General features: G+C 61.4%; 21 protein-coding genes and 2 tRNA genes. 7 read left to right on the forward strand and 16 right to left on the reverse strand.

The genetic code is table 11. From position 1 onward, the window contains the following. Nucleotides 1-51: 51 nt before the first annotated feature. Nucleotides 52-681, reverse strand: coding sequence for a LexA family protein (locus tag MTP40_RS13760; protein WP_005934683.1), 630 nt, complete (start codon nt 679-681; stop codon nt 52-54). A 230-nt stretch (nt 682-911) separates the two neighbouring features. Here MTP40_RS13760 and MTP40_RS13765 point away from each other — a divergent pair. Both MTP40_RS13765 and MTP40_RS13770 read left to right on the forward strand, forming a co-directional pair. Next, nucleotides 912-999, forward strand: a tRNA-Ser gene (locus MTP40_RS13765). A 33-nt stretch (nt 1,000-1,032) separates the two neighbouring features. Continuing rightward, a tRNA-Ser gene (locus tag MTP40_RS13770) sits at nt 1,033-1,126 on the forward strand. A gap of 101 nt (nt 1,127-1,227) precedes the next feature. On the opposite strand, the gene MTP40_RS13775 is transcribed toward MTP40_RS13770, so the two are convergent. Further along, the gene (locus MTP40_RS13775; RefSeq protein WP_207697296.1) at nt 1,228-1,974 is read right to left on the reverse strand and encodes a TraX family protein; all 747 of its coding nucleotides are present in this window, start codon (nt 1,972-1,974) and stop codon (nt 1,228-1,230) included. A gap of 249 nt (nt 1,975-2,223) precedes the next feature. Here MTP40_RS13775 and MTP40_RS13780 point away from each other — a divergent pair, with 249 nt between their 5' ends. From MTP40_RS13780 to MTP40_RS13790, 3 genes are all read left to right on the forward strand, one after another. After that, complete coding sequence (locus MTP40_RS13780) at nt 2,224-3,099, forward strand: LysR family transcriptional regulator (protein WP_097773180.1); 876 nt, start codon at nt 2,224-2,226, stop codon at nt 3,097-3,099. Between the two features lie 137 nt (nt 3,100-3,236). Next, nucleotides 3,237-4,784, forward strand: coding sequence for a lipase family protein (locus tag MTP40_RS13785; protein ID WP_249259553.1), 1,548 nt, complete (start codon nt 3,237-3,239; stop codon nt 4,782-4,784). Nucleotides 4,785-4,902: 118 nt separating this feature from the next. Beyond that, the gene (locus MTP40_RS13790; RefSeq protein WP_249259554.1) at nt 4,903-6,273 is read left to right on the forward strand and encodes a sodium-dependent transporter; all 1,371 of its coding nucleotides are present in this window, start codon (nt 4,903-4,905) and stop codon (nt 6,271-6,273) included. A 61-nt stretch (nt 6,274-6,334) separates the two neighbouring features. On the opposite strand, the gene MTP40_RS13795 is transcribed toward MTP40_RS13790, so the two are convergent. The 11 genes from MTP40_RS13795 to MTP40_RS13845 all read right to left on the reverse strand — a co-directional run bounded on the left by MTP40_RS13795 (nt 6,335) and on the right by MTP40_RS13845 (nt 18,423). Next, the gene (locus tag MTP40_RS13795; RefSeq protein ID WP_154277110.1) at nt 6,335-7,180 is read right to left on the reverse strand and encodes a putative RNA methyltransferase; all 846 of its coding nucleotides are present in this window, start codon (nt 7,178-7,180) and stop codon (nt 6,335-6,337) included. After that, the gene (locus tag MTP40_RS13800) at nt 7,170-9,053 is read right to left on the reverse strand and encodes a DEAD/DEAH box helicase (protein ID WP_249259555.1); all 1,884 of its coding nucleotides are present in this window, start codon (nt 9,051-9,053) and stop codon (nt 7,170-7,172) included. Before MTP40_RS13800 ends, MTP40_RS13795 begins: the two co-directional genes overlap by 11 nt. Further along, nucleotides 9,050-10,348 carry a DUF1015 domain-containing protein gene (locus MTP40_RS13805; protein ID WP_098924151.1) on the reverse strand — a complete coding sequence of 433 codons (1,299 nt, stop codon included), beginning with the start codon at nt 10,346-10,348 and terminating at the stop codon, nt 9,050-9,052. Before MTP40_RS13805 ends, MTP40_RS13800 begins: the two co-directional genes overlap by 4 nt. Before the next feature lie 33 nt (nt 10,349-10,381). Continuing rightward, the gene (locus MTP40_RS13810) at nt 10,382-11,491 is read right to left on the reverse strand and encodes a putative glycoside hydrolase (RefSeq protein WP_249259556.1); all 1,110 of its coding nucleotides are present in this window, start codon (nt 11,489-11,491) and stop codon (nt 10,382-10,384) included. 26 nt (nt 11,492-11,517) lie between these two features. Continuing rightward, complete coding sequence (locus MTP40_RS13815; RefSeq protein WP_249259557.1) at nt 11,518-12,126, reverse strand: electron transport complex protein RnfA; 609 nt, start codon at nt 12,124-12,126, stop codon at nt 11,518-11,520. Beyond that, nucleotides 12,123-12,842: an Rnf-Nqr domain containing protein gene (locus MTP40_RS13820; RefSeq protein ID WP_097771378.1), complete on the reverse strand. Its 720-nt coding sequence runs from the start codon at nt 12,840-12,842 to the stop codon at nt 12,123-12,125. Before MTP40_RS13820 ends, MTP40_RS13815 begins: the two co-directional genes overlap by 4 nt. Beyond that, nucleotides 12,839-13,843 carry an RnfABCDGE type electron transport complex subunit D gene (locus MTP40_RS13825; RefSeq protein ID WP_097773172.1) on the reverse strand — a complete coding sequence of 335 codons (1,005 nt, stop codon included), beginning with the start codon at nt 13,841-13,843 and terminating at the stop codon, nt 12,839-12,841. Before MTP40_RS13825 ends, MTP40_RS13820 begins: the two co-directional genes overlap by 4 nt. Nucleotides 13,844-13,856: 13 nt before the next feature. Continuing rightward, nucleotides 13,857-14,507, reverse strand: coding sequence for a ribulose-phosphate 3-epimerase (gene rpe / locus MTP40_RS13830; RefSeq protein ID WP_005934699.1), 651 nt, complete (start codon nt 14,505-14,507; stop codon nt 13,857-13,859). 254 nt (nt 14,508-14,761) lie between these two features. After that, nucleotides 14,762-16,276 (reverse strand): sensor histidine kinase, encoded by a 1,515-nt coding sequence (locus MTP40_RS13835; RefSeq protein ID WP_117506037.1) that lies wholly within the window; start codon nt 16,274-16,276, stop codon nt 14,762-14,764. Next, nucleotides 16,276-16,974, reverse strand: a complete 699-nt coding sequence (locus MTP40_RS13840) for a response regulator transcription factor (protein WP_005934701.1) — start codon at nt 16,972-16,974, stop codon at nt 16,276-16,278. The genes MTP40_RS13835 and MTP40_RS13840 overlap by 1 nt, the downstream gene beginning before the upstream one ends. Before the next feature lie 168 nt (nt 16,975-17,142). Beyond that, nucleotides 17,143-18,423 carry an L-cysteine desulfidase family protein gene (locus MTP40_RS13845; RefSeq protein ID WP_035394634.1) on the reverse strand — a complete coding sequence of 427 codons (1,281 nt, stop codon included), beginning with the start codon at nt 18,421-18,423 and terminating at the stop codon, nt 17,143-17,145. Nucleotides 18,424-18,600: 177 nt separating this feature from the next. Here MTP40_RS13845 and ychF point away from each other — a divergent pair, with 177 nt between their 5' ends. Next, complete coding sequence (gene ychF / locus MTP40_RS13850; protein WP_249259558.1) at nt 18,601-19,734, forward strand: redox-regulated ATPase YchF; 1,134 nt, start codon at nt 18,601-18,603, stop codon at nt 19,732-19,734. 67 nt (nt 19,735-19,801) lie between these two features. Next, nucleotides 19,802-20,485 carry a 5'-methylthioadenosine/adenosylhomocysteine nucleosidase gene (locus MTP40_RS13855; protein WP_117535881.1) on the forward strand — a complete coding sequence of 228 codons (684 nt, stop codon included), beginning with the start codon at nt 19,802-19,804 and terminating at the stop codon, nt 20,483-20,485. A 16-nt stretch (nt 20,486-20,501) separates the two neighbouring features. Here MTP40_RS13855 and MTP40_RS13860 read toward each other — a convergent pair whose 3' ends face one another. The 3 genes from MTP40_RS13860 to malQ form a co-directional block, all read right to left on the reverse strand. Further along, a complete protein-coding gene (locus tag MTP40_RS13860) occupies nt 20,502-20,942 on the reverse strand; it encodes a hypothetical protein (RefSeq protein ID WP_005934706.1) in 441 nt (146 codons plus the stop codon). Nucleotides 20,943-21,002: 60 nt separating this feature from the next. Beyond that, nucleotides 21,003-21,797, reverse strand: a complete 795-nt coding sequence (locus MTP40_RS13865) for a GGDEF domain-containing protein (protein WP_207684624.1) — start codon at nt 21,795-21,797, stop codon at nt 21,003-21,005. 159 nt (nt 21,798-21,956) lie between these two features. Then, on the reverse strand, nt 21,957-23,534 hold the full coding sequence (gene malQ, locus MTP40_RS13870; protein WP_249259559.1) for a 4-alpha-glucanotransferase: 1,578 nt from the start codon (nt 23,532-23,534) through the stop codon (nt 21,957-21,959). Nucleotide 23,535 lies beyond the last annotated feature (1 nt).

A 23,535-nucleotide genomic window follows, 5' to 3' on the forward strand; every position in this document is an offset into this window, starting at 1 on the left:
AAAGAAAGCCATACAGGATGGCTTTTCTTTTTCAGGCGATAATGGGCCGTTTTACCACTTCGCCTTGGTTTCTACCACACGGCCTGCAATGTGCAGATGGTTGAGCTCCTCGCCCTTGATGACCATTTCCTTATAGGCCGGGTTGAAGGGCTGCAGCACCACGCAGTTGCCGCGCTGGAGGTAGCGCTTGAGGGTACCCTCGCCCTCGTCACCGTAGATCAGCACGCCCAGGTCGCCGTTTTCCAGCGTATCCTGACGGTGCACCAGGGCAAGGTCACCATCGTGGATGCGGGGTTCCATGCTGTCGCCGCGCACAACGAGATAGAAGTAGCTGGAAGGGTCCTTGACCCGGGCATACTCCTTGCCGTAGTCTTCCTCATAGGCCAGCGCGCCGTAGCCCGCCTTGACCGTGCCGATGACAGGGATCAGGCTGTACACATAGCTGCCGAAGAAGCGCTCTTCGGTCTGGCCCTCCGCGGTGGGGTCGAACAGACCCAACAGATAGTCCGCGGTCGTGTCCAGGATCTCCGCCAGCTTTGCCACGGTGGTGGGGTCCGGGGAACTCTTTCCGCTCTCCCATTTTCCCACGGCCTGCTGAGTCACGCCCAACAGGGAAGCAAGCTCCGCCTGGCTCATGTGCTTTTGCTTTCGGCATTGCCGTAACAGCTCCGGAAACGACATTGTTCAACACTCCTCTGCTTGTACCGGGTCCGGTAAGGTTTTATCTGTATTTATTATACAACAAAAAGATGTTTCAGTAAAGAGGAAATCCCGCTTTTTCTCGAAGAAAAGTTGTCGCTCCGCACAAAAATGCGCACAACGAGCGGAAATTTTGATTTTGGGCTTGACAGCGCCGCTGAAATCTGGTAAATTAAATAGGCATTCGGTACGGCGTGTGCGGGTGCCCACGAGGAGAGATGTCCGAGTGGTTTAAGGAAGCAGTCTTGAAAACTGCCGTACGGCAACGTACCGTGGGTTCGAATCCCACTCTCTCCGCCATTTTTATTGAATAAGTGCAACACACTTTGCTCTGGAGTAGTACTCAAGAGGCCGAAGAGGCGCCCCTGCTAAGGGCGTAGGTCGTCTAAACAACGGCGCGAGGGTTCAAATCCCTCCTACTCCGCCAAGAAAAAGCTCGATGATTCTTTGAAATCACCGGGCTTTTTCCATTTTCAGAAACCAAAAGGCCGCCTCCTCGGAATTTGTTCCGTGAAAGCGGCCTTTCTGTTACAAGATCAGATTCGTCACCGCAGCCAGCACGCTCAGGTGCACCGGGTAGAACCAGTAAAAGGCCTTCTTTTGCAGCGGACTGCACGCGCCCCGCTGCCCGTTGTAGAACCAGACCAGCACAAAAGCCAGCGGGGCGGTGAGTTCCCAGGCAAACAGCACGGCTCCCACGATGCACTGCCGCTTGCGGTTTGTGCGGGTCAGATACAGCGCGCAGATGATGAGCACGCCGATGCCGTTGTAGTCCGTACAGGCCAGAAGCGCCGCAAGCGTGCAGCCTGCCGCACACAAGAGTCCTTTCCAGCTGGCAGAGCCGTCCGGCTTTTCATAATGCTTCAGGCCTGCCATGGCCAGCACGCCCAGCGCCAGCGTCCAGTAAACGTTCTGCGCACTGAAGTCAAAGGGGGTGCGGAAGAACGCAAGGTCAAAGGGCACCTCACTGATGAGGGCAAACAGGAACAGCCTCCGGACGTATTTTTTCACATCGTGGGTATGTACAAAGCCCTCCACCAGCAGGAAGCAGAAGATAGGAAAGGCCAGCCGTCCGGTGAAGCGCAGCACCATGTCCAGCCGGTACAGCGGATAGGCGGAAAGGGTGTCCCGCGAGAGGGTGCCGCTGTCCAGCCCGGGCGTAAGGATACCTGCCTCGATGCAGGACGCGCCGATGTGGTCCACCAGCATGGTGATGCAGGCAATGGTTTTAAGGGCGGTGCCGCTGAAGCTGCAGCGCGGGGAAAGTGCGGTCATAAAAAAACACCTCGGTCAGTTTGTAAAAAATCGTTATAAGAACTATAACGGAGGAAAGGTGGCATTTCCTGCGTCTGCTGCGGCAAAATCTGCACAGAGCATGCACAAATCAGCCCAAAATGCTTGACAGGACGGGCGCAGGATAGTAAAATCAAGAAGATAATTGAACTATCTCAAACCAAAGATGAAAAAGATTCACAGAGGATCGAGCGTCTCCGAACCAGATCAGACCGGAAGGAGGCATTGGGAATGACGCTGTTTTCTTATGAGATTTTCGACGCAGTTGCACGGCAGGGCAGCTTTAACAAGGCGGCTCAGCAGCTGCATCTGACTCCCTCGGCCATCAGCCACGCCATCGCCGTGATGGAGGCTGAGCTGGGCTTCACCTTATTCAATCGCGGCAAAAACGGCGTTACCATGACCAGCTACGGCGCTTCGCTGTACCCCTCCATCCGTGCGGTGCTGAACAGCGACGAGGCCCTACAGCAGAGCATTGCCCGCCTGAACGGCCTGGAAAAGGGCAAGGTCAAGCTGGGCGCCTTCAACTCGATCTGCTCCGGGCTGCTGCCCAGCATCCTCAAGGGCTTTATGGCCCACTACCCCCAGATCGAGGTCGAGGTCTATCAGGGCACCTACGACGATGTCAAGGAGTGGCTGCGCACCGGTCAGGTGGACATTGCCTTCCTCTCCAACAACTGCCGGGAGGAGTTTGTTCTGACCGAGCTGTTCCACGAGCCGCTGCTCTGCATCACCCCCATGGACTGGCCCGAGCCGCCCAACGGCGTGATGACCCCCGCCCTGATGAACGGGCAGAACTTTGTGGTGCAGTGGGATGCCACCGACGCGGAGATGCGTCAGTTCCTCAAGAAGTATTCCCTCTCAACGGAGCGCCGCTGCCATGTCATCGACGACCAGTCGAACATTGCCATGGTCGAGGCAGGCCTGGGTATTTCCATCATGCCCCGGATGCTGCTGCGCAACTGCACGGCAGCAGTCAAGATCTACCCCATCGAGCCCGAAGAGGATCGCGTGGTGGGTCTGGCCGTCCAGCGCCCCACCGCCATGGCTCCCGCCGTGGAGCAGATGTTCCACCACATCGTGGAGTGCTGCAAGGATCTGGACTGAACAACAGTGTAACATAACGGGCCGGTGTGCGCAACACCGGCCCGTTTTTTGCCGCCCGGAAAACTTTGGATTGTATCCCCGCCCGGGATACGGTATACTAAGAAAAAAATCCATTCTGGTTTTTGAGGGGAAAAATTATGGATCGAAGAAGTTTTTGCAAGGTGCTGGGGTTTGCGGCCAGCAGCACTCTGCTGCCCGGGCTGATGGTCCAGGCCGCCGGGCAGAGCCCCGTGGGCCATGCAGTGCCGGATGGCCGCTACACCATCGGCATCCGCAGCGACCTGAGCGGCTGCGACCTGACCCACGCGTTCTATTACTCCGACAGCTTTTTCACCCACCCGGCCACCCAATATGACCACCAGCTGGCGCTGGCAACGCTGGGTCTGGTCTGCGCTGCGGCCAACACCGTGGCCAGCGATGCGGAATACTGGGTCAACAGTTCTGTGGGGCGGGAAGCCCACATTGCCGCCGCCTACGAGACCCTGGGCTTTGAGGACGCGCTGTTCTACAATTACGACCTCGACACCGGCCGGGCCGGGGACTTTGTGGGCTACTCGCTGGCCCGCAAGACCCTGACCCTGAACGGCCAGCGTACCACCCTTGTGGCGCTTGTCCTGCGGGGCGGCGGCTACGGCGGCGAGTGGGCCAGCAACTTCCACACAGGCGATACCAGCGCGCACACCGGCTTTGTCACGCCTGTGGCGGCGGTGTTTGCGTCCCTCAAGGCCTATCTGACCCGGGCAGGGCAGGGCGGTGCCTTCAAGCTCTGGCTGGGCGGCTACAGCCGCGGTTCCATCATTGCAAATCTGCTGGCGGCAAAGATCGCCCGGGAGCTGCCCCAGCTGGGGCGTGAGAATATCTATGCCTACGGCTTTGCGGTGCCTGCGGCCCTGACTGCCGCCGACCGGCCTGACCTGCAGCAGGATTTCGATGCCAACCACGCCCCGGACGGCACCCTGCTGGAAAACTGGCCCGAGAGCAACATCTTCAACATCATTTCCAGCGGCGACGCGGTGGCCCGGGTGCTGCCCGCTGCCTGGGGCTACCACCGCAACGGCTGTGACCGCTTTCTGCCCGCCACCCGGAATGCCGAAGAACTGGCCGACCTGGACGCACTGGGGGCGGAATTCGGCCCCACGCCGCTGGTGGTCAGCAGTCTTGCCACCGCCGAGGACACCAGTGCCCTCATCGACATCGTGGCCAAGTTCTGCGTTTCCCGGGAAAATTTCCACCAGAAATACGAGGCCGCCATCATGGACATGATCCAGTGTGCCTTTCTCCGCTCCGAAAAAGAGGTGGTCGATGGCTACATCCTCAGCGACGGTGAGATCGTGGAGCGGCTGCAGAGCCTTTCCCACATGAAAGAGATCGATTACTGGCAGATCGTGGGCAGCGTCTGGGCCGCCTCCACCATGAGCCGCCCCATCCTCGAGCGGTACGGCCAGAACGTGCCCCTGCTGGCCCGGCAGATCCTTATCCCGGTGCTGGCGGTCGGCCTGTGCTACGGCATCGAGACCGATGTGGTGCAGATGGTGGCCCAGTACATCATCCGCCTGCTCACCGCCCGGGGCGAGCTGGACAGTGTTCTGCGCGCGGCGTTCTGCCACCACCCGGAAAACTACATTTCCCTGATGGAATACTACACCCCCGAGGAGCACGGTATGGAGCCCTTTACTCGAAAGTGATTCACTTTTCTTCACCTTTCGCCTGAAATCTCTCCACCGGTGAAACGCCTGCGATTCGTTGAAATCCCGTTTTCTCTATGTTACACTTGATTTTATCAACTGGAAAAGAGGAAAAAACATGGAAACTCAACACAAGCGCAGTGCGTTTTCCGGCAAACTCGGATTCGTGCTGTCCGCCGCCGGTGCGTCGGTCGGGTTGGGAAACATCTGGCGCTTCCCGTATCTGGCCGCAAAATACGGCGGCGGCATTTTTCTGCTCGTCTACATCCTGCTGGCTGTCACCTTTGGCTACACCATGATCATTGCCGAAACGGCGCTGGGCCGGATGACCCGCAAAAGCCCGGTGGGCGCTTACAGCCATTTTGGCAAGGGGAAAGGGCTGGCGTTCGGCGGCTGGATCAACGCCGTCATCCCCATCCTGATCGTTCCCTATTATTCGGTCATCGGCGGATGGGTCATCCACTATCTGGCCCAGTATCTCACCGGCCACGGCAGCGCGCTGGCATCGGACGGGTATTTCTCCGGCTTCATCTCCAACGGTCTGCTGGCCGAGATCGCGTTCCTGCTGTTCACCTTTATCACGCTGGGCATCATCTTTGCGGGTGTGCGCAACGGCGTGGAGCGCGTTTCCAAGGTGATGATGCCGGTGCTGGTGGTGCTCTCGGTGGTCATTGCCCTCTACTCGGTCACACGACCCGGCGCACTGGCGGGTGTAAAGTATTTTCTGGTGCCCAACCCGGCCAACTTCTCGTGGATGACCGTGGTTTCCGCCATGGGGCAGATGTTCTACTCCCTCTCCATTGCCATGGGCATCCTGGTGACCTTTGGCTCCTACATGAAAAAGAACGTGTCCATTGAGCAGTCCACGGAAAACGTGGAGATCTTCGACACCGCCATTGCTATCATGGCGGGCCTGATGATCATTCCCGCCGTGTTCGCTTTTTCGGGCGGCGACCCTGACACCCTGCAGGCGGGCCCGGCCCTGATGTTCATTACCATCCCCAAGGTCTTTGCCAGCATGGGCATGGGCACTGCCGTAGGCGTGCTCTTCTTTGTGCTGGTGCTGTTCGCGGCCCTCACCAGCTCCATTGCCCTGACCGAGAGTGCTGTTTCTACCTTTGAGGACGAGTTGGGCTGGGACCGCACCCGCTCCACCATCCTCATCGGCTGTATTATGATCACACTGGGCAGCCTTTCCGCGCTGGGCTACGGCCCCCTTGCCAGTGTGACCGTGTTCGGGATGCAGTTTCTCGATTTCTTCGACTTCCTGACCAACTCGGTGATGATGCCCATTGCGGCCATTGCCACCTGCCTGCTGGTCTCCCGGATCGTCGGCGTGGAAAAGATCGAGGAAGAGGTCACACGGGAAGGTCAGCCCTTCCGCCGCAAACCGGTGTTCAACTTTATGCTCCGGTATCTCTGCCCCATCTTCGCGGCCATCATCCTGGCCAGCTCGGTCGCCAACGCACTGGGCTGGATCGCGATGTGACCCTGTTTTCTGCACGCAAAAAGCCCCCGGCCTGTATCCTCACAGGCCGGGGGCTTTTCGATCATTCTTTTTCAAACACAAGGAAGCGGAACGCGATGTCCGTGGTCAGCTCGGGCAGGGCGGCCAGGCGGGCCGCGCCATCCCGTGGCGTTTTCCAGTAATAGGGGGTCATGGCGAACAGCGCCTCCAGCTGCCCGGCAGGCACCGTGATGCTGCCCGAGACTTCCCGCTCCCCAATGGGACGGAAGCCCTCATAGGCCACCTCCTGCACCGGATTTTTATAGGGCGTGTCGTAGAGGACAGCCTTCATCTGGTAGAGGTGTTCCGCACCGGGCACGACATAGATCATCCGTCCGCCCGGGCGCAGCACGCGCCGGAACTCTTCCTGCGCAAAGGGCGAGAAGCAGTTGAGCAGCAAGTCGGCCCATCCGGTGCGGACAGGCTGGGCAAAGCTGGATGCCACCGCGTATTTTGCGGCAGGCAGTGCCTTTGCGGCCAGACGCACCGCAGGCTTTGCGATATCAAAGCCCGCCAGCTGCACAGGCCTGCCCGCCTGCGCAAAGGCCTGTGCAATGCAGCGGTCGTACCAGCCCTCGCCGCAGCCCGCATCCAGCAGGTGGAGCGGTGCATCTGCCCCGGCGGAAGCACCGTACGCAAGGCACAGTTCCCCCAGCGCCCGGCCGAAGATGCCGTAATACCCGGCGTTCAGGAAGGCACGGCGGGCGGCGACCATCTCTTTGCTGTCGCCCGGGGCCTTGGTACGCATACTCTGCACCGGCAGCAGGTGCCAGTACCCCTCTTTCGCCCGGTCAAAGCTGTGGTTCCTGCCGCATTTCAGGGCAGTGTCCCCGGTCAGGGGTTCGCCGCAGAGCGGGCACTGCCAGGGGGCAAACGGCTCAGGTTTCATCGGTGTGATCCTCAATGGGTGCGGTGGCACCGCCGTGGGCGGTCATATACTCTTCAAAGTTGGTGAACTTCTGCTGGGGCGGGCGGCGGCTGATCAGCATCAGGCCCGGGTCCTCGTCCCGTGCGGGGGCGGCGTTCCGGCTGCGGCCGCGGGGTGCCTCGCTCTTGGCGGGGCGGTCCGGGCGGCTGCTCGGCACTGCATTGCGATTATTGCGGCTGCCCTGCTGGCTCTGGCCGTTCTGGGCCGGGCGGGCATTGCGGTCGGTGCGCTGCTCGGCACGGGCAGGCTGACCGCCGCGCTGACGCTGGCCGTTCTGGGCCGGAGCAGTCTGCTTTGCGGCAGGCTGCGCAGCCGGAGCCTTTTTGACCGGGCGCAGGGGGGTAGCCTCCGGGGCGCTCACAAAGTGGGGGTCGAATTTGGGCTGGGCGTTGCTGCCGCGGTTGGCCGGCTGCGGGGCATTGCCCTCGCGGCGGGTGCGGCTGTTATTGGAGCGGCGGTTCTCACTGCGGCCGCCGGAAGTGCGCTTCTGGTTTTCCTCCATGGATGTTCCTTCTTTCGGTTCGGTATTCTTGGGACTGGGCTGTTTTGCAGCCGCTTTTTCCTTCTTGGGGGCAGCGGGCTTTTCGGCCTTGGCTGCCTTTTCTGCTTTGGCGGGCTGCTCTGCCTTCACGGGCTGCTCTGCTTCCGCCTTGGGCTTTTTACCCCGCACCGGGGGCGCAGCCTTGACAGGGGCAGGCACGCCGTCCCAGGGATGGCCGGAGACCACCGGGATCTGGCGGCGGTTCAGCTTTTCGATCCCGGCCAGATATTCCTTTTCCTCCGGGGCGCAGAAGCTGACGGCAGTGCCGTCGGCACCGGCACGGGCCGTGCGGCCAATGCGGTGGACGTAGGTCTCGGGCACCTCGGGCAGGTCGTAGTTGAACACATGAGACAGCTCGCTGATGTCAATGCCGCGGGCGGCGATATCGGTCGCCACCAGCACCCGGGTCTTGCCCGCCTTGAAATCCTCCAGCGCCGTCACGCGGGCGGTCTGGCTCTTGTTGCCGTGGATGGCGGCAGCGGGGATGCCCTGCTTGTTCAGATCTTTTGCAATTTTATCGGCTCCGTGCTTGGTGCGGCTGAACACCAGCGCGTTCACCACCTCAGGCTTCAGGTTTTTGATGAGCCAGGGCAGCAGGAACTTCTTGTTGCCCTTCTCCACAAAATACAGGCTCTGCTGGATGCGGTCCACCGTGCTGGACACCGGGTCTACCTTGACAAAGGCCGGGTCACGCAGGATGCCTGCGGCCAGCTGCTCGATCTCCTTGGGCATGGTGGCGCTGAACATCAGGTTCTGGCGCTGCCTGGGCAGCTTGGCGATCACCTTTTTCACGTCGTGGACAAAGCCCATATCCAGCATCCGGTCGGCTTCGTCCAGAACAAAGATCTCAATGTTGGAAAGGTCCAGCAGCCCCTGCCCCACCAGGTCGTTCAGGCGGCCCGGGCAGGCAATGAGGATGTCCACGCCCTTTTTCAGGGCTGCGACCTGCGGAGCCTGACCCACACCGCCAAAGATGACGGTGCTGCGCAGGGTCAGATACTTGCCGTAGGCCTCAAAGCTCTCGCCGATCTGCAAAGCCAGCTCCCGGGTAGGAGTCAGGATCAGGGCGCGGATGGCACCCTTTTTGCGGGGTGCGCTGGCAGTCAGGCGGTCGAGCATGGGCAGCGCAAAGGCAGCCGTCTTGCCGGTACCCGTCTGGGCGCAGCCCATCAAGTCCCTCCCGGCCAGCACCGGCGGAATGGCCGCCGCCTGAATGGGCGAGGGGGATTCATAGCCCGCCTGTGCCACAGCACGCAGCACAGGCGCGGAAAGATTCAGTTCGTTAAATGTCATTCTTCACCTAAAATGTTTCTGCATTCCATATAATAGCGCTTTTCCTCTGCGTGCCCCATGCTGAAGGTCTTGCGGGGCAGCACACCGCCCATAACGATGCCCTTGAACAGATCGCTTTTCTCAAAGGGCGGCATCAGGAAAGCCACACCCCCCTGCCTGCACAGGGCGCGGACAGCGGGCTCATCGTGGACATAATCCACCCGGGCCTCGATGTGGCGGGCCATGAAATACTCAATGAATGCGTCAATGGTGCCCACGGTCAGCGGGGCAACGGGATGTTCAAAGCTGAGCACATTGGCCACATGGGGGCCTGCCAGCGTAAAGGACTGCTGTTTTGCATCGCCGAAGCAGATGCCTGCCGCGTGGGAATCACTCCACGCGATGAGGGCCAGCAGCACGGCACCGCAGTCCACATTGAAAAGGACACGGTGGATGGGCTCGATCTCAATGGCCGGAGAGTGGACATTGCAGACCTCAGCCAGGCACCAGCGGGCCGGGTGGGTCAGCTGCTGCTCCGGGGTCAGGGTCTTTTTCAGCTCCTCCCAGCAGGCCTTGGCGGAAGCCAGCGAATGGTTGCCGTCGCCCACGGCCAGCGTCAGGGGCGCGCCGCCCTTTGCCTGGGGATACCGGGCATCAAAGGCCTCCTGGCTGCCCAGAGCGTTCAGGGCGCTGTCGATCTGTGCCAGCAGGGCGGGATCTTCCACTGCCCAGCCGGCAATGTGGCCGCCGTTCAGCATCAGGTCGCCCTCGTAGACCTTGCGCAGCTGCTCCTTCTTCTCGCCGATGGGCTCGATGAGGGTGCAGCCAGGGTCATCGGCCAGCATCATAATATGGGGCGTTTCCAGCCTTGCCCCCCGGCGCACCGCCATGCGGGGCGGGATGCGGCTTTCCACGGTGTGCTCACTGGGGCGGATGGCAGGCACCGCACCCTCGGCATAGCTGTATGCCTCCAGGTCGATCCTGCCCACAAGGCCCTGCCGCACCCGGCCGCTCTGCTCGGTGCGCTCCACATAAATGAAGCCGTCCACCGCGCGGGTCAGCACGTTCCGGGTGTAATCGTCCATGGCCGCATGGATGGCGCTGATCCTTGCATCCACGTCATCCTCTTCCAGATAGACCTCCGGCAGGATCAGGTCCAGTGTGCTGGGGCCGCCTGCGGCGGCCTGCGCAGCCTTTTCCCAATAGGAACGGTCACTGGTGAACTGATCGCAGGCCACACAGCCCCACTGCCCCACCGGGATCTGTTCCGACGGCAGCAGGATATGCGCCGGGGAAAAACAGGGTGTTTTGTTCATAATACTTCCCTCCCTCTCACAAAAACGCAGGGATCACTCAAAATAGCTGGCGGCATCGTCCCGGATGACCACATGCTCCACACCTGCCTCGGTCAGGGAGAGGGTCAGCTCCTCCCGGGCCGCTGCATCCAGCGTAGAGGAGGACGGGACCTTCACCAGCAGGTTCTTCACGCCCAGTTGGACCGCAGGGGCTCCCAGCTGGCTGGAGGAGCCGGTCACCTCGGCCAGCGAATAACCGTACCAGAGCGTCACCGTATCTCCGAAGCGGGCCTGCCAGGCGGCGATATCCGCAGTCAGCTGCCCGGCACGATCCACACCGTTGGTGGTGCCATAGTCCTGCTTGGCGCTGGTGGACGAGGGGAACTGGACATTTTCCAGCAGCACCTGATCAAACCCGGCGGCGTGTACCTCGGCGATCAGATCGCCGATATACTGCACGGTCTCCGCGGCGTAGGGGTTCAGCCAGGGGTTGCCTCCGGCGGAAGCCTTGTTGTCCAGCCAGAGGTACTCCTGCCCCTGATACCGGATGGCCAGAGCGTGGTCGGCCCGGGCACCGGCAGGGTCACGGAAGGCAGTCAGCGCAACCACCGGCACCAGCCCCTCCTCCTTGAAGATGGATGCCACGCTCGTCAGCTCGACCTGCGTGGGGGCCGCGTTGGCGGCACCCACCGCCGTCTGGGAGGCGTAATACACCTGCCCGGCGGTGTCCTTCAGGGTCAGGATGGCATAGGTCATGCCCTGTGCCTTGAGCTGCCGGGCGGCGGAGCGGATGGCGGCCTCGTCGGTCAGGGTGGTCACATCCACCTCTGCCCACAGGCCCGTCACAATATCAGTGCCCTTGGCCTCGGGCTCCGGCTCCTTTTCCGGCACCGAGGAAGCTGCCGGTTCGCTGGCAGCGGTGCTCTGCGTCCCGGAGGATGCACTCTCGCTGACAGCACTGGATGCGGAAAGGTCACGATCCCGCACCACGGTATACCAGGTGTGGGTGGCCCAGTCCAGCACATGGGGCGCGGCCACCCAGGCCGCTGCCAGCACGGCCACCACCAGCACCGCAATGCCGATGCCCTTTTTCAGCCGCATCTCGCGGGTGTAAAAGCTGCGCCGGTAGCGCTTGACCTTCTGGCGTTTGGGATATCTTGCCATAATCAACCACCCTCCTTGGGGTCAACTTACAGGATCACGGAATGGCCGGTAAAGCCGTAGATGGCCAGCGCCAGCACACCGATATAGATCAGGGTGATGGGCAGGCCGCGGAATGCTTCAGGGATGGCCTTGCTGCGCAGGCGGTTGCCCGCCTCGGTCACCAGCATCACAGCCAGCAGGTAGCCCAGGCCGCTGCCCAGGCCAAAGCCGATGGACTGCGCCAGCGTAAAGCTCTGGGTGCGCTCCACCAGCACGGTGCCCAGCACGCCGCTGTTCACGGCGGCAATGGGCAGGATGCGGAGGAGCAGACCGCTGCGGGGGCCCTTGACCGCCCGCAGGATGGCGTGCTCAAAGATGCAGACCACCGCCACACAGGCCAGGTAGAGCAGCGGGCGAAGCTGGGCACGGTAGGGCAGATCCACGATCTGGCTGCCCGCAAAATACGCCAGCGGAGCCACCAGCGTCTGGGTAACACAGAGCAGCAGGGCAAACCACCAGCTGCTGGTGCGCTCGTCACCCACCAGCTGGATCAGGCGCGACACGCCCAGACCACGGGTAAAGATGGCGTTCTGGGCAAACAGGGCCAGCACGGCGTAGGCAAAGGCCACACCGATGGTATTCATCACAGCACTCACTGATCCTGCACCTCCTTCCGGGGGTGCGCAGCCAGAGTGCCGCGCGCCTCAGTTTTCAGGTATTCCTTGTGTTTGCGGGCCAGCGCGCGCCAGACGGCACACACCACGCCCAGCACGATGAAACCGCCTGCCGGCATGGATGCCATGGGCAGGACAGAGCGGCTGAGCTGGATCCCAAACACACTGCCCAGCGCCAGCCACTCCCGCAGGCAGCCCACGATGAACAGGATGAGCGCGTAGCCCACCGTGATGCGCAGACCCTTGGAGACAGCCTTGTGCATAGATTCCTGCACGCGGCCAAAGCGGTAGGTCAGCAAGGGCTCCACCACCAGCATGGGCAGGTAGATGCCCAGCATCAGCAGGTCGGTGCCGAACACAGCGTTCAGGATGGGATAAGCGGCGAGGTAGACCACCGCCGCACTGCCGCTGTACACCAGCGCCCGGGGCAGCAGCTTTTTCTCCAGCTCTTCCGGGGCGGGCTGCTCGTCCCGCAGGGGGAACAGGCGGCTGACCAGACAGGCCAGCATTCGGGAAGGCGTGAGCAGCAGGGCCACAGCCACGGCCAGCATCAAAGCATTTTTGCCCGTGGTGGCAAGCACCACCAGCGGAGCCAGACCCATGCCCTGCATGACAACGGGGTTGTTTTTGAACACCCGGTCATGGTGGGCGAACTTTTCAGGATCGCGGGTGATCAGTTCTGCAATGGAGCGTTTCATTCAGCGCCCTCCTTTCCGGCCGCAGGGCGGTGCATCAGCTGATACAGGCGGCTCTCGGTGCGGTCCATCCAGCCGGAAATGCTGTTGACCGTGAGCAGGGCAAAGCAGACACCCGTCTCATACACGCCGTAATACCGGAAGCCCATGGTGATCGCACCCACCAGCACACCGTACAGGATGCGGCCCAGATGGTGGTGGGCGCAGGTGTAGGGCTCGTTGAGCAGGAACACCGCGCTGAACAGCATGGCACCGGTCAGCAGCTCGTCCCGCACGCACTGCAGGCGCAGGGCGATGTCCACGCCGTTTACTCCCACCTGACGGGGGAAGAGGAAGGCGATGAGGGCACAGGTGACCACAAAGCTGACAGAAGCGCTCAGACGGACATCCTTCTGCAGCCAGAGGAAAAGCCCGCAGGCCAGAAGGATGAGGGCAGCACCGGTGCCCATGGGGGCGGCGTACTCGCCCAGCACAAGCGAAATTGCGCCGATGTTCAGGCTGCCGCCGCTGCGCAGGGTATCCGAGATGGTGCTGGACACCGGCACGCCGGTGGCATCCCACAGGGGGATGTTGATATAGGGCTGGGGGTAGCGGAACACCTGCTCCGGCCAGGACACCGCCGCCACAGCGTAGCCCACAGCAGCGGGGTTGAAGGGATAGCTGCCGTAGCCGCCAAACACCTCCTTGCCGATGAGGACACCGGCCAGCACCGCCATAATGACCACATACCAGTCCACCGTGGCGGGCATGAGCAGGGCGATGATGAGGGCAAAGCTCTCGTTGGAGAAATCCCCGGCCCGATACACGCGGCGGCGCAGCAGGGAGACCAGGCGGTCACACAGATTGCCGGTGAGCAGCGCCGCGCCGCAGAGCAGCAGGGGCCGCAGACCGTACAGGAAGCATGCCATGCAGAGCAGCGGGATGGTCATAAAGCAGACGTGCAGATAGTACCGCCCCGTCTTTGCAAGCTCCTGCTCCTGCTGCTGGATCAAACGTTCATCCATGGTAAGGCACCTCTCACAGGGCGGCCAGACGGCGCACCGCCGCAGCCGGGTCGGCTGCGCCGAACACGGCACTGCCCGCCACCAGAATATCGGCACCCGCCTCCACACACAGGGGGGCGGTGGTGTCGTCCACGCCGCCATCCACTTCCAGCAGGTAGCGGGCGCTCCGCTTTGCCCGCTCTTCCTTGAGCCAGCGCAGCTTTTCCAGCGCCGAGGGCATGAACTTCTGCCCGCCGAAGCCGGGCTCCACGCTCATCACCAGCACCAGATCCAGCTGGTCGAGATACGGGGCCAGCGCCTCCGGCGCAGTACCGGGTTTGATGGTCAGGCCCACCTTGCAGCCCAGTGCCTTGACCGCATCGATGGTCTGCTGGATGTCGTCCTCGCACTCGAGGTGGAAGTTGTACAGGCTGGCACCCGCCTTGATGAAAGGCTCTGCGTACTGCAGCGGGTGGCTGATCATCAGGTGGACATCGTAGAATGCTGCGGGCATCCCCTTGTGCAGGCTTTTCAGCACCGGCACGCCAAAGCTGATGTTGGGCACAAAGTGGCCGTCCATCACGTCATAATGCAGCATCTGCGCACCGGCATCCAGCACCATGCGGCAGTCTGCGCCAAGCTGATTGAAATCAGCCGAAAGGATCGAAGGACTAATGATCGTCATTGTGTTTTGTACTCTCCGTTATTTTTCAGAAAGATTACACCATCCGTTCTGCCAGAGCACCTGTTTTGGGGCCGGAATGCAGGGCGGGCATGGTTACTCTTAGTTTACATGAAAACACGCAAAAAATCAAACCCGGAGCCGTGTTTTTCACGGAAAAGTCTCAAACCTGCCCCTGTATCCATCCAAAATCCATTCCAAAACCAAAAACGACCAGACCGCCCCGCCCGTTTCAGGGGGACAGTCTGGCCGCGGATTCAGTTGACAGGCTTCATGCTAGCAGGGTCCTCCACCGGCACAGGCTGACCGGATTCGTCCGGCAGTCGCTTCATGCCGCTGGGGTTGGGGGGCGTAGCGGGCAGGGTGAACACGAACTGACACCACTCGCCCTGCTGGCTCTCCACACGGATCTGGCCTCCGGAAAGGTTGACCAGCACCTTGCAGATATTCAGGCCAAGACCGGCCCCCCGGGCGTGCAGTCCGCGGGACCTGTCCTCTTTGTAGAAGCGCTGGAACACATAGGGCAGCGCCTCGGGGCTGATGCCCTGACCGGAATTCCAGATCGAGATCTCCACCTCGGGGCCCAGCTTCTCCACATGGAACTTGATGGTGCCGCCCGCCGGGGTAAACTTGATGGCATTGTCCAGAATGTTATAAGCCACCTGATGGATGAGGTCGGGGTCCGCGTAGACCAGCACCTTTTCATCCATGGTCAGGCCTTCCAGATCGATCATGCCGTCATTGATGCGCTGCTCCGCCGAAAGGGCCACACCGGTGAGCGTCTCCCAGATGTTGAACATCCGGGCGTTCACCTGATACTCGCCGCTTTCCAGCTTGGAGAGATCGAGCATGTTCTGGATGAGCCGGGCCAGGCGGCCGGTCTCCTCGCTGACCAGCTGCAGGTAGTGGTTCTGCATATCAGGCGGGATGGTGCCGTCCAGAATGCCGTCCACAAAGCCCTTGATGGTGGTCATGGGGGTGCGCAGCTCGTGGGCGATGTTGCCCATGAACTGGCCGCGGGAATTGTCGTTGGACTGAATGTTCTCCGCCATCTGGTTGAAGGTGTGGGCCAGATCCACCACTTCGCCCTCACCTTCCACGCCCTCGACACGGACAGAGAAGTCCCCGCCGCCAAACCGCTGGGCGGCATCGGTGATCTTCTGGAGCGGGTCGGTCAGCTTCCGCATCAGAAAGGAGGTCAGCACACTGGCGCAGAGCAGCATGATGCAGGCCGAGAAGAAGAAGTTCGACCAAAACTCCTCCTTGAAGTCGGTCAGCCGCGCGCCGGAGGAGCAGAGGAAGAGATAGCCGCTGTTGTTGCCCTGGGCATCCTGCATGTGCCGCACCGAGACATAGCTCTTCTCGGTCAGCACACCGTCCAGCGTGCTCAGGGTGTGGTAGGGCTGATCCCCGGCAACTTTTTCCATAAGCTCCGGCCCCACAACATCTGTTCCCACCATCTCGGGGTTGGAGGCAATGAGGACCCTGCCCTCTTCATCGGTAAAAAACAGGTAGGCCTCGGCGCTCTCGCCGATGATCTCCAGCTTGGTGTTCAGGGCATCCAGCTCGGCCCCCTTGGGCAGAGCCGCCTGCTGCACGATATAATCCGCCGCGCGCTGGGTCACATCCGCCACGCTGTCCAGCGTGTCGTACCGCTCCTGGGCAAAATAGCGGCTGAACAGCAGCCACTCGGAGCAGCCCAGCACCGCCGTGCCCAGCACCAGCAGGGTGGCCACCATCGAAAAGAAGGTGACCGAAATACTTTTGCGCATTACTGACGCACCTCGAACTTATAGCCCACGCCCCAGACGGTCTTGAGCTCCCACTTGTCGGAAGCGCCCGCCAGCTTTTCGCGCAGGCGCTTGACATGGACATCGATGGTGCGGCTGTCGCCGTAGTACTCAAAGCCCCACACCTCGTCCAGCAGCTGGTCGCGGGTGTAAACACGGTTGGGGTGGGAGGCCAGGCAGTTCAGCAGCTCCAGCTCCTTGGGGGGAGCCTCCACCACCTTGCCCTTGACCCGCAGCTCGTAGCTGTTCATGTCCAGCCGCAGGTTGTCGAACTCGATCACGCCCTCAGTGCTCTCGGTCTGGGCGGTGGTGGTGGTGCAGCGGCGCAGCACCGCCTTGATGCGGGCCACGACTTCCTTGGTGTCAAAGGGCTTGACCATGTAATCGTCTGCGCCCAGCTCCAGGCCCAGCACCTTGTCAAAGGTCTCGCCCTTGGCGGTCAGCATCATCACGGGGGTGTTGCCCAGCTTGCGGATGCGGCGGCAGACCTCCAGGCCATCCATCTTGGGCATCATCACATCCAGCAGCACCATATCCGGTTTGACCTGATTGAACTTGTCCAGACCTTCTTCGCCGTCGTTCGCGGTGGTGACCTGATAGCCCTCCTTGGTCAGATAAAGCCGCAGCAGCTCGCAGATGTTGGTATCGTCGTCCACGACGAGGATCTTTTCGTTTGCCATGAGTGTTCCTCCTGTACCTGATACTCCAAAAAACAAATTCTCCGGCTGTCTGCCGGAGCAGTATTTCCGAATCAAACAGGGTAAAGTTCCCCTATCCTTTATTATACGGAATAGTTATGACAAAATAAAGAAGGTTTTGTATGATTTTTGGGACGCAGGCTCCGCCGCTCAGCTCATCATCAGCCGGATGATCTCCTCATTGGTCTGCCGCATCCCGTCCTTGCCCAGACGTCCGATGCCCTTGATGGTGGTCTCGATGTCCTTCATCACGATGCCATCGCCGCCCTTGAACTCCTGATTGCACTTGTACATGTTGTAGCCCAGCAGCGCCGCATCCACCGAAGATGCGATCTTTGCGGCGCAGGAAGCCTTGGCTCCGTCGCACACGATGCCGGACACGATGGCAAGGGCGTTGACCACCGTGTGGATGGCAGCCTGATAGCCGTCGCCGCACAGGTACACGATGCCTGCGCCCGCACCCGCACCCGCGCTGACCGCGCCGCAGTAGGCAGACAGGGTGCCGATGCCGGTCTTTTCGTGGATGGCCACCAGATTGGAGATGATGAGGGCGCGGTAGAGCTTTTCCTTGCCGCTGTGCAGCTCCTTGGCGTACTCGATGAGGGGCACCGAGCAGGTGATGCCCTGATTGCCGCTGCCGGAGTTGATGATGACCGGCAGCTCGCAGCCGTTCATGCGGGCATCGGAGCCGGCGGCGGCCTTGGCTTTTGCGCGGTTTGAGACATCGTTGCCGTAAGTGGTCAGCAGCACCCGCCCGATGTTGGCACCGTAGTCGCCCAGCAGGCCCTCTTCTGCAATGGCGTTGTTGTAGCGGATCTGCCGTTCCAGCAGGTCTGCCACGTCCCGCAGGTCGGCGGTCTCGGCAAAGTCCCAGATGTCCTGCATGTTCAGCAGGCTGCGGTCGGCGCGGGCATCCTCCTGCACGGTCTCGTCCAGCAGGGGCACCTCGTACAACACCGTGCCGTTCTTCTCGATGCGGCAGATGTTGGTGTGGTAGTCCGCGATGCGCACCCGGGCGTAGTCCTGCCCGCAGCGCTCGGTGACGACGATGTCAAACACATGCCCCTGCTCGGTGTGCTCGATGGTGATGGGCACCGTCTGCAGATAGTCCCGGATGGCAGACTTCTTTTCCTCGCTGACCTCCGAGATGACCTCCAGCTCCTTCTCGGCGGAACCGGCGATGATGCCTGCCGCCACCGCCGCCTCCATGCCCTTCAGGTGCCCGGTGTTGGGCACGATGACGCTTTTCACGTTCTTGATGATGCTGCCGCTCACCTGCAGCTGCACGCTGTCCGGCAGCACCCCCAGCACCTCGCGGGCTTTTGCCGCCGCATAGGCCAGCGCGATGGGCTCGGTGCAGCCCATCGCCGGAATCAGCTCCTCCTTCAGGATCTCCACATAAGCCTGATAGCGCGGGTCGTTGCGTTCCATAACATCCTCCTGCCTTCCCTTCTGGAAATCGGTTCGTATTTTAAGAACAGTATAATATAGAACTCCCGCCGTGTAAATCCGTTGTTTTGCGCCCATCCCCTTGCGCTCCGGGTTTTCATCGCGTATAATGATAGTTGTATCGTTATGCCAAAAAAACGTGTAAGGAGCGTATTTTATATGAAGTTAGGTATCGTCGGTCTGCCGAACGTCGGCAAGTCCACTCTGTTCAACGCCATCACCTCCACCAAGAACGCGGAAGCCGCCAACTACCCCTTCTGCACCATTGAGCCCAACAGCGGCATCGTGGCCGTGCCGGACAAGCGGCTGGACAAGCTGGCTGAGATCTGGCAGACCAACAAAAAGACACCTGCCATCGTGGAGTTTGTAGACATCGCCGGTCTGGTCAAGGGTGCCAGCCAGGGTGCCGGCCTGGGCAACAAGTTCCTGGGCCACATCCGCGAGTGTGATGCCATCGTGCACGTGGTGCGCTGCTTTGATGACGACAACATCATCCATGTGGTGGAGGACGTGACCAAGGCCGAGGCCGTGGACCCCATCGCCGACATCGATGCCATCGACTACGAGCTGATCCTCTCTGACCTCGAGGTCGTTCAGAACCGCGCGGGCCGGATGGCCAAGGCTGCCAAGAGCGGCAACAACAAGGGTGCTGCCGCTGAAGCCGCCTGGCTGCAGAAGCTGGCTGATCACCTGAGCGCAGGCAAGCCCGCCCGCAGCTTTGACTTTGACGAGGGGGATGCCGAGCAGCAGGCCGTGCTGCACGAGATGGGCCTGCTGAGCTCCAAGCCCGTGCTCTACGCCTGCAACGTGGGCGAGGATGACCTGATGGAGGGCATTGAGAACAACCGCTATGTCCCGCTGGTGGCCGCCCGCGCCGCCGAGGAGGGGGCCCGCTACATTCCCATCTGCGCCAAGACCGAAGAAGACATTGCCGACTACTCCCCCGAGGAGAAGAAGGCTTTCCTGGCCGAGATGGGCATCGAGGCCAGCGGCCTGGACAACCTGATCACTACCAGCTACGACCTGCTGGGCCTCATCTCCTTCCTGACCGACGGCAAGAAGGAGTGCCGCGCCTGGACCATCCGCAAGGGCACCAAGGCACCTCAGGCCGCCGGTAAGATCCACAGCGATTTCGAGCGCGGCTTCATCCGCGCCAGCGTCATCGGCTATGGCGACCTGGAAGCCAACAACTTCGATTATGCCGCTGTCAAGGCCAAGGGCCTGCAGCGCACCGAGGGCAAGGAGTACGTCGTGAAGGACGGCGACGTGATCGAGTTCCTGTTCAACGTCTGATGTATGATAAAAGTGTCTCCCGCGCGGCGCGCGGGAGACACTTTTGCCCGGGAGAAAGGACATCTATATGATTATCGGAATTATGGGCGCAATGCCCGATGAAGTCGATCAGCTGTGTGCAAAGCTGGAAAATGTCACCGTGGAGCTCTACGGCGGCGTGGAGTATCACAGGGGCACGCTGGCAGGCAAGCAGGTCGTGGTCTGCTGTGCAGGCATGGGCAAGGCCAATGCCGCCGCCACCACTCAGGTGCTCATCACCCGATACGGTGCCGAGAAGATCATCTTCTCCGGCATTGCAGGCAATATGACCAGCAAGATCGGCATTGGTGATGTGGTCATTGGCAAGACGGTGCTGTACCACGATGCCCAGCTGGACATGATCTGCCAGAACCCGCCCTACCTGAAGGAGTACGCCGGTGACCCGGCCCTCATCGCCGCCGCTGAAAAAGCCTGCGCCGAGGCAGGGGTCAAGGCCCTGACCGGCAAGATCGCCACCGGCGACCTGTTCGTGGGCGACAGCGAGACCAAGGCCGCCATCGAAGCCAAGTGCGCCCCCGACTGCGTTGAGATGGAGGGTGCCGCTGTGAGCCAGATCGCCGCCAAGAACGATGTGCCCTGTGTCATCCTGCGCGCCATGAGCGACAACGCCGACGAGGACGGCCACGAGGTGCTGGTGGTGAAGAAGTTCAGCATCGCCGAGTACGTGGCTACCGCCACCCGGATCGTGGCAGCCATGGTAGAAGCACTCTGAGCAGCCGGAGCGGCCTTTACAGAAACTGCTCCAGTTTCAGCCGGTTCTCTTCCTCCAGATCCTGTAGTTTCTGCATCAGGCGCTTGGAGCCGGGGGCCGCATCGGGATAGTCTTTCTGGCTCTTGATACAGTCCATCACGCCCTGGCTGCTTCCCTCGCTGAGCATTTCGGCCAGATTGCGGGTGGATCTGTCGGTGAGCGTTTTCATCCCGATGCCCATTTTGGTGTTGAGCTTTGCCATGATGCTCTGGCCCTGAGCCGTGCCGCCGCAGGCCTCAATGGCAGTGTGGGCCTCCTGATTCAGTTCCCGGTAGAGATTCCGCTCCCGCAGAAGCTCGGCCCGGAAGGCAGGGTCCTCGGTCATGGGCACGATCTGTTCCAGCGTGTTCTTGCCCATCTCCGTGTTCTGCACCACCGCTTCCAGCAGATTCAGGTTATCATTTTTCTGATTTTCCATACAAAAATCCCCCTTTGTGGCACTAGCTTGTACCGCAAAGGGGGATTTTATGCATTCGGTTTATTTGCTGCAGATCTGGTCGCCGCCGGCGGTCTGGGCCGCCTTCAGGCGCTGCTCACACAGCTGATACAGTGCGTCCCAGTTTTTGCCCCGCACCTCGCCGGTGCAGGCGCAGCCGATGGACTGGGTAAAGGGCACCCGGCGCATCAGGCCCACCGATGCCACACACGCGCGGGGCATCTCGGCATAGATGCCGTTCAGCTCCTCGGCCAGCTCTGCGCAGTTCTTATCCGCGCAGCCGATGGCGAACAGCGTGTCCGTCAGGCGGCAGACCACCCGCTCTGCAGGGCGGTCGTAGTGCTTTTTCCACTGGTTGGCCACAAAGCAGACCAGCTGGTTCATCACGGCATCGCCCTGCCGGGCGCGCATCCCGTCCTCATCGTCCAGCGCCACCAGCGCCAGCGAAGCACAGCGGTGGGCATCCGTCCACTCATCCAGCCGGGTGCAGAACTCCGTTTCAAAATAGCGGCGGTTGAACACGCCGGTCAGAAAATCGTGATTCATATCGTCCCGGCAGAGCTCCCGCTCCCGCGCGGTCATCCGATCCTCCGGCAGGTCGCTGCCCGCCAGCGGAGCCGTCATCTGCAGCTGCCAGAGCTTGCCGTCCGCCTCGATCAGGCGGCGCAGCACGCAGTCCACCTGCCCATTGCGCAGGACATAATCCACCTGCAGGCCATCGTCCTGCCAGGTGTCCGCGGTCTCCTCATCGGCTTCCGTCAGGGTCACGTCTTCAAAGGCGGTCTGTGCGTTTTCTGCAAAGGCGCGCAGATCCTGTTCCGTCCATTCTTTTTTCATGCGTTTTTCCCCACTATCCGGTGCCGGACTCTCTCCCTTCCGGCACAGCTTTGCCACACGGCCGCTGAAAGCGCAGCCCTCATTACCGGAATTATACCATCTCGTGCCGGGCGTTTCCAGCAAAACGCACAAACTTTAACGTAATTTTTTACATTTTCGTCAAACTGCTAAACACGCTCCAGGTTTCCGGCCCGGTTCTGTACGGCAGTACACGGCGCACTCCGCCAGAATGCGCTTGGCCAGCGCGGCAGTGTCGAACCCATCGGCGGCGCGCCAGCTCCAGTTTCCGCCCAGCTTGCCGGGGCTGTTCAGGTGGGCTTCCTCGCCCAGGCCCAGCCAGTCGGCCATGGGGATGATGGCACGGTCGGCCACAGAGCCCAGCGCAGCCCGGAGCAGCGCGGTGCGGGCCGCCTCTGTTCTGACAGCGGCCACCTCCTTTGCGGTGGGCTGACAGCCGGTCAGATGCAGGTAGGCGGCGGCCACAGCCTTTTCCTTGGCCGATGCGCTCTCGTCCCACCAGGCGGTCAGCGTCGTGTTGTCGTGGGTGCCGGGGTAGACCACGCTGTTCTTGACGTGGTTGTGGGGCAGGTACTCGCTGTCCCCGCCGCCGAACGCGAACTGCAGCACCTTCATGCCCGGGAAGGTGCTGTCTGCCAGCAGCTCCCGCACACTGGGAAACAGCTCACCCAGATCCTCGGCGATGATGGGCAGCTTGCCCAGCGCACCTTCCAGCGCGTTGAACAGCTCCATCCGGGGGCCGGTCTCCCACTTGCCGGTCTTGGCGGTAGTGCTGTCTGCCGGGATGGCCCAGTAGGTGTCGAAACCACGGAAGTGGTCGATGCGGAGCAGGTCATAGATGCCCAGGGCATGGCGGACACGCTGGATCCACCAGGCATAGCCGGTCTGCTTATGGTAGGGCCAGTTGTACAGCGGGTTGCCCCAGAGCTGGCCGTCTGCCGAGAAGTAATCCGGCGGGCAGCCTGCCACCCGGGCAAAGCCGCCGTCTGCATCCAGCTCAAACAGCGGGCCGCCCACCCAGGCATCCACGGAATCTGCCGAGACATAGATGGGGATATCGCCCAGGATCTGCACGTTGTTGGCGTTGGCGTAGGCTTTCAGCTTCTTCCACTGGATGCTGAACTCGTACTGCAGAAACTTCCAGAAGCCGATCTCTTCCTCGTTCTCTGCCTTAAAAGCTTCCAGCGCCTGCGGCTCCCGCTTGCGGTACTCCCGGGGCCACTGGGTCCAGCTCTTCATGCCGTTGGCGGTCTTGAGGGCCATGTAGAGGGCATAATCCTCCAGCCAGCCCTCGTTTTCCAGCGTGAAGGCATAGTACGCATCCGGATAGTAATGGACACAGCCGTGCTGGCCCGCGCACTGCCTGCGCCAGGCGGCATAGGCGGCACGCAGGATCTTGTAGCGGCTGGTGTACAGGGTGCCGTAATCCACGTTCAGCGGGTCATCGCCCCAGGGCTCGGCCTTGAGCTGGGCGGCTGTCAGCAGCCCCTCGGCTTTCAGAGCATCCAGATCAATGAAATAAGGGTTGCCCGCAAAGGCAGAGCAGCTCTGGTAGGGGCTGTCCCCATAGCCCGTGGGGCTCAGGGGCAGGATCTGCCAGATCTTCTGGCCTGCCGCCGCAAGGAAATCCACAAATTTTTCTGCCTTTTTGCCAAAGCAGCCGATCCCGTAGGGGCCGGGCAGGCTGGACACCGGCATCAGAATACCACTTTCACGCATT

Origin of the sequence: Faecalibacterium sp. IP-3-29, from assembly GCF_023347335.1 — a bacterium.
GTDB lineage: Bacteria > Bacillota > Clostridia > Oscillospirales > Ruminococcaceae > Faecalibacterium > Faecalibacterium duncaniae.